This is a genomic window from Collinsella aerofaciens, assembly GCF_015561195.1.
GTDB lineage: Bacteria > Actinomycetota > Coriobacteriia > Coriobacteriales > Coriobacteriaceae > Collinsella > Collinsella aerofaciens_AC.
Genome location: NZ_JADMSU010000004.1, coordinates 156,905 through 167,727 on the forward strand (window position 1 = coordinate 156,905; position 10,823 = coordinate 167,727).

At 59.7% G+C, this 10,823-nt stretch carries 5 protein-coding genes; 1 reads left to right on the forward strand and 4 read right to left on the reverse strand.

The annotated features are described in order from the left end of the window. The first annotated feature begins 103 nt into the window (after window positions 1–103). Window positions 104–1,333 (forward strand): putative ABC transporter permease, encoded by a 1,230-nt coding sequence (locus tag I2H81_RS05685; protein WP_195644881.1) that lies wholly within the window; start codon window positions 104–106, stop codon window positions 1,331–1,333. 98 nt (window positions 1,334–1,431) lie between these two features. On the opposite strand, the gene I2H81_RS05690 is transcribed toward I2H81_RS05685, so the two are convergent. From I2H81_RS05690 to I2H81_RS05705, 4 genes are all read right to left on the reverse strand, one after another. Further along, a complete protein-coding gene (locus I2H81_RS05690; protein ID WP_229108093.1) occupies window positions 1,432–1,851 on the reverse strand; it encodes a molybdenum cofactor biosynthesis protein MoaE in 420 nt (139 codons plus the stop codon). Window positions 1,852–1,915: 64 nt separating this feature from the next. Then, complete coding sequence (locus I2H81_RS05695; protein ID WP_195644882.1) at window positions 1,916–2,914, reverse strand: class B sortase; 999 nt, start codon at window positions 2,912–2,914, stop codon at window positions 1,916–1,918. A 36-nt stretch (window positions 2,915–2,950) separates the two neighbouring features. After that, window positions 2,951–3,415 carry a 5-(carboxyamino)imidazole ribonucleotide mutase gene (purE, locus tag I2H81_RS05700; protein WP_006235810.1) on the reverse strand — a complete coding sequence of 155 codons (465 nt, stop codon included), beginning with the start codon at window positions 3,413–3,415 and terminating at the stop codon, window positions 2,951–2,953. 289 nt (window positions 3,416–3,704) lie between these two features. After that, window positions 3,705–10,082 carry a discoidin domain-containing protein gene (locus tag I2H81_RS05705; RefSeq protein ID WP_195644883.1) on the reverse strand — a complete coding sequence of 2,126 codons (6,378 nt, stop codon included), beginning with the start codon at window positions 10,080–10,082 and terminating at the stop codon, window positions 3,705–3,707. Between the last annotated feature and the right edge of the window lie 741 nt (window positions 10,083–10,823).

Sequence of the window (10,823 nt, forward strand, 5' to 3'; positions counted from 1 at the left end):
CCACCGTTGGGGATGACAAAGTTGCAATTGGGACGTTCGTCCTGTCTTTTGGCAGGTCGGCGGCGTATCCTTGTAATCTAGGACAAAGCGAGAAAGGTTCTGTATGGATCGAAACGGACTCGACCCCAGCGTCCCCAGCGCCACGGAGGTCAAGAAGATTCCCCTCATCATTAAGGTGTACGCCGTCCTGTGCATCCTGTCCGGCGTGGGCACACTCCCGTCGGTCGCCGCCTTTATGTGGCAGGTCATCACCGCGCTCATCAACGGCAACGCCGCCGCCAAGCTCAGCGACAATATGCTGGTCTCGGTTGGACTCATTGTCGCCGGAATCATGCTCTCTGCGGCAAGTGCCGTCATCCTGATCATCTTTGGCCTGGACCTTATCAAAAACCAGCGCCGCAACGCCGCCCGCCTGTCCTACATCCTTATTGCATTCACCGTCGTCGAGCTTTTGGTCGACGTGATGCTCCAGGGTATCGGGCTCTTCTTGCTTCGTCCCGCTATTCAGCTCGGTATCCTCATCGCGCTTTCGGCAACCGTCGACCCTACGCTTCGCCAGGAGCGCGAACTGCAGCGCCGCCTACAGGAGATGCTCGACCGCGACGCCGCCGCCGAGGGCATGCTCGGCCGCGATGAAACCGGCGAGGGCTACATCAAACTCAACTACTTCAACCTGTTCTGGGTATTCCTCGTCTGCTGCGTGCTCGGCCTGATCGCCGAGGACATCTGGCACATGACGGTCGACGACCCAGGCGTCTACCAGGACCGCGCCGGCATGCTGTTTGGTCCCTTCAGCCCCATCTATGGCTTTGGCGCCGTACTCATGACCATGGTGCTCAACCGCTTCTATAAAAAGAACCCCATCATCATTTTCCTGGTAAGCGCTGTGCTCGGCGCGAGCTTTGAGGTGTTCGTGGGCTGGTTTATGCAGACCTCGTTCGGTGTGGTCTCGTGGAGCTACTCGCACATGAAGCTGTTCGGCATGCCCGACCCGCTCGCCGTCCTTACGGGCGGACGCACCTGCACGGGCTTTGCCTGCCTGTGGGGCCTGGGCGGACTCATCTGGATCAAGCTGCTGCTGCCAAGGCTGCTCAAGCTCATCAACATGATTCCGTGGAAAAGCCGCTACTCGGCTACCGTCATCTTTACCGTCATTATGCTGGTCGACGGCGTCATGACGCTGCAGTCGCTCGACTACTGGTACCAGCGCGTCAACGGCACGGAGCCGGATATTCCCGTCGCGCAGTTCTACGGCAAGTATTTCGATAACGATTACATGGAGAACCGCTTCCAGAGCATGACCATGAGCCCCAAGGATGCGACGCGCGTGTAGCGTCACGCAATGCCGAGATTATCCAACGCACAGAAAAGCCCGCTGGCAGACTGATGAACTGCCAGCGGGCTTTTTGTTGGCGAGTGCCGCTGCCGGCCTTACGCCTCGCGCTCGACCTCGCTCACACACTCATTTTTGATGGTACCGACGAGCGCCTGCAGCGCATCGACCACATGCGGGCGAATGTCTCCGCCAATGAGCACGAGCATGATGTCGTCGCCCACGGTAAGCTCGCCGCTCGCCAGCCACACGCGCACATAGCCGATACCCGGCATCGTGCGCGTCGCCTCGATAGCGGCCTGCACCTTTTCGGCATCGAAGCCAAACACCATGCCGCCCACCTTGTGGCCTGGCGCCACGCCATCGGTCTCGACTCCGCGCACTTCGGCCTTGGGCGTCGCGCGCACCACGCCGTTGTGTGTCAGGTACATCCCACAATCAGCCGCCGAAACATCGGCCTTGGCTTCGCGCAGCCAAGCATCAACCGAAGGCATCGATTTGCCGTTCTCAAGCATCATTTCTCCTTTTGATTTCCAGGGTAGTCTTTTTGGGACGGGGCTCTTTTAGCTACTCTCGAACCACTTATTCCTCGACCGGCGTGAGTACCATGACTGCGCGCGTATTGCTAAATGACAGCGAACGGCAAGTCACAAGCGTTACGACCTTGGTTGCCGAAGCGGCACGATCGGTGGCATCGCTCGCCACGGCAGAGGCACCGTCGAGCATCTCGGACAGATAATTCTTCAGTCCGTCATCGCCCTCAAAGTTGGGCGTGCGCGCCTTGGCATACGTGTCCTCGACCACCTTGGTCGCCAGCGGACGCAGCTTATACGTCGCGTCACGTGTGATGTAGTACACGTAGTCCATGCTGTCGAACGTCGCTTGATCGGTCGTATCCGAAATCACGTTGAACATCGAACCGTCGTTCATGTGATGTCCGTAAATCGTGGTCTGCTGATCCACCATGCCCGGCGCGGTGTCGTCGCTATCCAAGAAGATGGCTCCCGAGGCATTGGCGGTGCCGTCGAACAGCGTGTTGAGGTACTTGGAGTTGTTGTTGGTCTGCACCACGGGGTAGTTGATGTTGGTGCCGGGTGCGTAAATCCAACCCACAACCTCGGGATTTGTCTGGGCAAGCGCATTGAAGTCGATAACCGGCACGCCGCTGGCGTCCTTGTCGCTCACATATTGCTTTTCGATTTTTTGATATGACTCGCTCGCCTGCTTGTAGCCAATCTGCGCGTTGATAAAGATGGCGGCCGCAGCAACGATCAGGCCAATGCCGATGATGATGAGCAGAATGGGAATGACGGAGCGGCGCTTTTTGCGCGGCGGCTCGGTATAGCTCGATGGCGCGGTATGCGCCGAAGAGCGAGGTGACTTCTTGGCCGTACTGTATGACGAAGGGCGATATGCAGCCGGCGTATCCTGACGGCGATGCTTCGCCGGCGTCACGGGACGCGGCGCGCGCGGCTGCTGAGGAGAGAATGTCCGACCCTGCTGCGGCGCGCGGGCTGCTCCCGACTTGGCTGGATCGGGAATCCGAGAAGCCGAAAAACGCTTTCCCTGATAGTCGGACATGGCTCTCCTTATGCTGCAAATGGACTGGCAGAGCGCTTAGGCGTCAGCCATCTCCTGCTTCATCTTCTCGATAACCTTGCGGTACTCGGGGTCGCATGCGCCCAGAATCTGCGTGGCGTAAATGGCAGCGTTCTTGGCACCGTTGATGGCCACACAGGCAACGGGCACGCCCGAAGGCATCTGTACCATCGACAGCAGCGAGTCCATACCGCCCAGATCGCTCGTCTTCATAGGCACGCCGATGACCGGCAGCGGCGTAAACGCAGCCACGACACCGCCCAGGTGAGCAGCCTTGCCGGCGGCAGCGATAATTACCTTGATGCCGCGGTCGGCAGCAGTCGAGGCCCACTCATGGACCTTCGCCGGCGTGCGGTGCGCGCTTGCAATCACGAGCTCATAGGGCACGCCCAGTGCCTCGAGCTCGGCGGTACAACCTTCCATAACGCCCAGATCGGACTTGGAGCCCATGATGATCCCGACAACCGGCTTCTGATCTGCCATAAACAAAGACCTCCTGTTGAGAGCGGTGACGCGGCGAATCCGCGACCCTTAACTACTGAGAGTAGTATAGCTGCTCCCGCCCCTGCGGTCTGTGGGTGCTCTGCGGCGGCCCGGTGTTTTCATCTTCACTCCGGTTGCTACGCAAAGTCGTTCAGATAGAGCCTGGCCCGCCCGCGAAGCGCCCTGCGACCTACCGGATATTGCCATGACGTACGTTGGCTGAAATAATAAAGCAATGCCCGCCGTCCTTGACGGAGCGGCGGGCACGTTTGCTTAGTTGTCGCTGGGACTACTTAGCCTTGCTGCGACGATGGAAGAAAGCGCCGATCGCGGCGATGATGGCGCCAAGACCACCGACGGCCGCGACGGTCGCCGCCGTCTGGTCGCCGGTATTGGGGATCGCCGAACCGCTCTTCTTGCTGCCCTGGGCCTTGTCGCCTGCGGGCTTGCCCGCCTGGTTGCCGCCGTTTGAGCCATTGCCGGAACCCTGGTTGCCCGAGCCGCCCTGGTTGCCGGAATCGGCATCCTTGAGGCTCTCAATGGCCAGCTTGAGCTGGTCATAGGCCGCCTGGAGCTGGATGTCGGAAGCATTCTCATCACCCAAGACGTCCTCGGCGTAGGTAATGGCATCCGTCAGGGCCTTGACAGACTCGTCCGTCTTGCCCCTGGTGTCAGTCTCCTTCGCCTGCTTGACCAAGGCCTTGAGCTGCTTCTTGGTCGGGTTCTCGACCGGGGTCACCGGAGTCTTCTCAAGCGCGTCGCGAGCACTCTCGAGTGCCTTGAGTGCCTGGTCGACCTCGTCCTGCGTGGCGTTCTCGTCGTTCAGGATGGCGCGGGCGCTCGCCAAGGCGTTCTGGAACGCGGTCCAGGAAGCCTCGGTGTAGTCGCTGGCCTTAAGGTCGCCGGCTGCAACCTCGGCATCAACCTTTTCAATCGCGGCAGTGAGGTCGTCCTTCGCCACCGGATTGGGAACGGCCGTACCGTAGAACTTGAGCTCCGCCATGCTGCAGTAGGCGTCAACGCTGCCACCGCCGGCGTGGAGCACTTTGACGGTCACGTAGCGACCGCGCGCGGCACCAAAGCTCATCTGCTTCCAGTCGCCACGGTCGGTGAGCACGCGGCCGTCGTTGTCGAAGGTAAACGTACCCATCGACGTGGCGGTGCCCATCTCATAACCGTCGGCGGTGTCGGAAACCAGCACCTCGGCCTCAAAGATATCGCCGTTCGTGCCGCCGTCCTGGCGCGGCAGGAACGTGACGTCGGTGAGATCGTAGTCGCGGCCCAGGTCGACGGTCAGGTACTGGGGCATACCGGCCTTATAGGCCCAGTCGCTGTGCCAGAGCGTCTGCTCATCGCCGTCAAGAGCGTTGACGGCGTTGCTGCCCTCATAGTCGGCCTCGCTCGAGAAGCCGGTCACCTTGACGTTCTCGCGGTTCTCGGGCGTGTTGATGAGGCTCTTCTCATCGACGGGGCGCATCTTGAGGCCGTCGATTGCCTTCTCGATCTTGGCCGTGGCGTCTGCGACATCCTTCTTGCTATAGCTGCCCTGGCCGCCATCGAGGAGCTTCTGAGCCGCCTCGACCGCAGCGGTGAGGGCTGCATAGGAATCCTTGGTGTAGACGGACTCGCTGTAGCCCGCGGCCTTGGAAAGCGCTGCCATGAGCGCAGAGGTGTCGACACCAGCCTTGACCTCGACCTCATAGGATGCGGTCTTGGAGGGATCGAGCACCGACGCCACCGTGATCGTTGCCTTGCCGGCCTTGTTGGCGCGCAGGTAGTAGCTCACGCTATCGCCGGCCTGGACAGCGGAGACGCTCACCACAGAAGGATCGGAGCTCTCGACCGTCACATAGGGGTAGCCGGCGCTCTCGGGCGTGGCCTTGGCGTCGACGAGCGTCACATCGCCCTCGAAGAACTCGGTCTGGTTCTTGCCCAGTTCGACACCCTCGATGGCCTCGACACCCTGTGTGTAGTTGAAGTTGATCTCGCGCAGCGTGAGCATCTGGTCACCCGATGCCTCAAGCGGCGTGATCTCGACCTTGGTCGCCTTCTTGCCCTTGTTCTCGGCAGAGAGGCCAAAGGCGTAGCGAGCCTGATAGGAATCAAAGCTTCCGCCCGAGAACTCCTGGGTCGAGCCGTCCTCGAACGTCACGACGGACTTAATCTTCTGCACGGTGCCGTTGCCACCGTTGCGGTTAACGACCTCGACGCTATCGAGTTTCGACGGCGTCTTGAAGGCGAACGTCATCGTGGCGGGCAGCTTGACGTAGGTCGGCATCTTGCCGTCGATCCAGTTGGGCCCATAGTTCCACAGGAACTCGAAGTCGTTGCCGCCCTCATTGTTGTCGAACAGTCCGTCATAGCTCTTCTGCTGGATGAGCTTCTCGACGTTGGTGCCGTCGTCGGTGGGGAGCTCGTCGTTGGTCATCGTGATGTCAAAGGCGTCGCGGCCGTACTCGGACTTGGTGGGCTGCGGGACACCGGGCATCGTCACGGTGCCATCACTCACGAACTCGAGCGCGTCGCACGCCGGGCCGACGAGCCAAGACGTCGAGGGCAGCTCGACCTTGCCGGCCGTCTTAGCCTTGAGTTTAAAGCTCGCGACCACACCAGTACTGTTGAAGAGCTTGGCGTCGCCGCGGTTGGCGAAGGCCAGGTTGATGGTCTGGTGGCCATCCGTGAACTGCACTTTCTCGCGCGAGAGGTTCTCCATGCCCGCCGTCGACGCATCCTGCGCGATGCTCTCGGAGACATACTCGAACTGGTCGCTGTTGAAGTTGACGAGCGCACCGAGCGCGTTGATGTTCTCGGCGTCGGTGGCGTAGACGTCGACCGTGATCTCGTCGCCGGCCTCGACCTCCATCTTGCTCGGGATCACCGCGAGGGTGCCAGCAGCCTTGCCCTTTTGCTTGGTGCCGCCGTCGAGCGCCGCCATGGTGAAGGAGTAGTCGTACACGTCGTAGACGCCGTTGCCGTTGAGGTCGGCGAAGTGGGCGCGGATCTGGGAGTCGAACGTCGAGGTGTCGGGCTCGCGGTTCTCAAGACCCAGGTAATTCTTCATGTTGGAGTAGTCGCCGTCGGAGACCGTGGCCTTGTTGAGGTTGGAGCCCACAGCGAAGCCGTCCGTGCCGTCGGTCTTGTAGATGGCGATCTCGGAGGCGGAGAAGAAGTTGCCCACGGACGCGAGCGGCGTCATACGCACGTAGCGCGCGGCCACGGCGCCGTCGAACGCCACCGTCTTGCAAGCGGCGGAGCGCTCCCAGTCGACCTCCTGCGTCGTCCAATGCACGCCGTCGAGGCTCGTCTCGATGCGCATCTTGGTCACAGTGCCGTTACCGGCATCATCGCGCGGATAGTACTCGAGCTTGTCGAGCTTGTAAGCGCGACCGTAGTCAACGGTAAGCGCCTTGCCCAGATCGTTGCCACCGGAGTGGAAACCGCCGTCGCCCGACTGGAACTCATGGTCGAAGGCGAGTTCGGCCTTATGGCTACCGTAGAGCGAGCCCTCCCAAGTGATTTCCTCGGCCTCAGGCACGTTCCGCCACGGGTCGAGCGCAGAGTTCGCCTCAAGCACGTCGCTCCATGCGGAGTAGCCATCGGCGTTGCGCGAACGAATCTGGTAGGTATGCTTGCTGTTGTAGGCAAGATCGGTATGCGTGAATTCTGCCGCATCGCCCACGGCGAACACAGTGCCGTCTACCTTAAGGTCGTAGGAGGTAGCACCATCGACCTTCCCCCAGGTGAGCTTAATGCTCGTGGGGGTCGTGGCGTCCTCGGGGGCAGCAAGGTTCGCGGGTGCGGAGAGGTTCTCGTTGAAGCGGTCGGCCGCGAGCGTGGCATCGGCGTTCACGAAATCGCCCAGTTCGAGCGTCTGCGCTGCCGTGGCGACATCGGTCTTCGCGAACTTGACGTAGACCTTGGGATTCGTGGTGATCTTGGTGTTGTTGAAGCTCTCGCCCTGCTCGGCCTCGGTGCTGCCTGCGTCGCTGCCGTAGTGGTTGAGGTTGGGGGTCTCGTTGTAGAAGTAGACCGCCTGGCCGGCCTCGGGGGTCGCGGCGTCAAAGGCCTCCTGCGAGTCGACCTCAACCACGTTGAGCGCGGATCCGCCGTTCTTGGCGGAGACGCTCGTGGGCTTGGCGGAGACGTTGGCCACAAAGGTCGTGGTGCGGTTGGAGTCGTAGCCGCTGTAGCCGCCCTGCGATGCCTCGGCGGTAAAGGTCGCCGTGCCGCCCACCACGCTCGACTTATAGACGGTGCTCACATGCTCACCGTAGGAAATATTGTCGATTGTGCCGTAGGAATCGTCCTCGGTCGTGTTGTTCTCGATGGAGGAGCCGTCATCCTCGTACTGCGTAAAGCTGCCCTCACCCTCGGTGGCGAAGAACTCGACGATACGCTGGCTGCGATTGGTGCCCTTGGTGTTGGTCTCGGTCACAGCCTCGGGGTTGTTGTTCTCGGCGTACATCGGCACGATGGCGTTGGCCTTAACAAAGAGTGGCAGCTTCCAAAGCGGAGCCTCGTAGTTGTTGAGGACCTGACCGCCGCGGTACTGCTTGCCCGAGAAGTAGTCAATCCAGATGGTGGGATTCTCGTCGGTACCGTAGTTGGGCAGGTAGATACCGTTGCGGACATCGTTGCCGTTCTCATCTGCCTGGGTATCCTGATACACCGGTGCCACCAGGAAGTTCTCACCGAACATGTACTGGTACTGCGTCGAGGTGCTTGCGGCGTACTCGGAGTTGTCGGAAAGCAGCATGGCGCGGATCATGGGAAGGCCGGTATCGCCGTTGCCCGTGTCGATGTTGGCCGCCGAGGCCGCGCTCGTGTAGATATAGGGCATGAGTTGTGCTTTGAGCTTGAGATAGAAGCGCGAGATGCCCGTGTATGGATCGCCGTGCGTCATGGGCGACTTGCGGTAGGTGCCCCAACCGTCCATGTCAAGCATAGAGGGCGTGAATGTCTTCCACTGGTAGTCGCGAGCGGAGATGATGGGATCGCCACCAAAGATGCCGTCCATATCGGAGCCGATGTTGGGGTTGCCCGAGAGGCTCTGGCCGATATACGTGGGGATATGGAAGCGAATGTACTCCCAGTTACCGCCGTACTGGTCGCCGGTCCAGATGCCGCCAAAGCGCTGCGTGCCGGCCCAGCCGTCAAGCGTGATGATGTTGGGGCGCTTGTTGGCGCCGGTGGTCACGGTGTCATAGGCCGTCTTGATGCCGTTGAGGCCAAAGGAGTAGCCGGAGCCGACCCAAGCGACGTCGGTCTTGAGCGTGGTGATGCCACCAGTCTTAACCTCAGAATCGAAATCGCGCAGCAGATGCCACGGGGTCTCGGAGTTGCTATCGGGCTCGAGGTTCGACTGGGTCCAGAGACCGGTGCTCACGCCCTTGGAGTTGGCATACTCGGTGAACTTCTTAAGATTGTCGACGTTGGCGCGCACGGCGTTGAGGCGCTCGGCAGAACTCGTTCCGTCGGAGTTGACGCCGCCGGTCTTGTAGTAACCGTTCTGGCCGTAGCCAGCACCGTAACCGTCGTTCGGCAGGAACCAGCCGAGCGGCATGTCGTTGTCCTCGTAGTCATCGATAACCTGCCGGGCGGAGAACTGGCGGTCGAAATCGGTCGCCTTCATGTTCTCGGTATCAACCGTAGGGCCCTCACCGTTGAGCGTCTCGGCCGCAAGCGTGCCGTCGAGCTTGTAGCCCGTCGACATGCCGGACTCGTATTTAACGTCGCCCTTCTCACTCGAGGACTTGCTGCCCTTGGTCTCCCACTTTTTTTGACCCGAGGTCGTTGACCAGCCATCACGGTTATAGGCATTAAGATGACCCAGGTAGAAACCGTACTCGGGCAGCAGCACCGGATTGCCGGTCACCTTGTAGTAGTCCTGCAGCATCTCGGTTGCCACGTTCGAGGCGCCCTCGTTGGTCGCCACGAAGTAATAGGCATCAAACTCATTCTCGCTGTGCAAAGTCGTGACCGTCGATGAGTCCGTGGAACCGAAGTCGTAGGAACCCTCTGCAAACGTGTTTCGGAGCACGCCGTAGCCGTCGCTCGTCCAATAGAACGGGTTGGGCGAGGCAACGCCGCCATCGGTCCAGTTGTTAGTGTTGGAGATGGCGATGGTCTGGTTGGTGTGCAGGAAGCGGCCGTTCTGGGTGCCGCCGCCAAAGAAGTTCTCGGACTTCTCCTTGGCGAGCGTCTGGACGGTACCCTTCTTATCAAGGTCGAGGGGCGCAGACTCAGAAACCACGCCACGGTCGCCTGACTTGATACTCATCTTGCCAGTCGCCTTGTCCAGGATCACGGTCGCCTTTCCGCCGGTGATCTCGATAGTGTCGCCCTTGTCGGCAACCGTCGCACTCGGCTTGCTGTAGGTGTCCGAGGTATCGGGCTGAGCCTGGATCTTAGCCGTGTGGGACTTACTGCGCGGCGTGGCGTACTCGGAAAACTCACCCTTGGGGTCGACGTTATAACGGAAAATACCGTCCTCGAGGAACGTAATACGGCCCTTGATGCCGTCAGCGAAATCGATGTCGACGACGTTCGAGGCAGACTGAGACACGGTCGCTGAGTCGACACCCTTGAGTGGCGTGGCAATCGCCTGCTGGGGATTGGCAAACACAAGCGTCGCTGCAGTGGCAACGAGGACCGCGCTTCCCTTCACCCACCGTTTCGAAAAAATGGAATTCCTACACACCTGGACTCCTTCCCTCCGACATGCGGAAGTGTCGCGGACGCACGCCCTGTAGCATGGCGCACGCATCAAACGGGAGGGCTGTTCGGTACATTCCGTGCAGTGGGCCCACCCGTTACCAAGTGGTCAACTGGTAGTAACCAGATATCCACCTATTAGGTTAAGTCAGCATACAGGAGCAGTTGCGCAACCAAGTTCGGAATTCGCCCGGTGGTATTAAAATGAGCGTCAATGGCAAAGTGGGCTTAATAAGCCACACCAATTGGTTCTTCTCCCAAATATCAATTAAGCAAAAATGTACTGTTTATCTGGTATTACACAGACCATACCTTTCCCTCGGGAACTGGACTTCGCGAAGTTTCCCGAAGAAAAGGCTCAGCCGCCACCCTGCGACCTACCGGGGATTGCTATGACATACGTTGGCTGATTTGGTTTGAATAGAAAGGTTGACAGAGGGTGGTGGGCAGTTAGTTCAGATTTGTATTTTTTTGGCAGTGGCTTTTGCTTAATCATCTCGGTTTTTGAGTCACTGGGACCCAGCGATAAGCCTTTTCCGCCCTTGAGTAAGCATATCTGCCTCATTAGGAAAGCGAAAACAGTTCAATTGAGCCTAAATTAACCGACTTCTGCTCTTTGAGAAATACAAATCTGAACTAACTGTCCAAAGACATATCTCTCCCTTGGTAAAAGGCCTTCATATGATTGCAATTC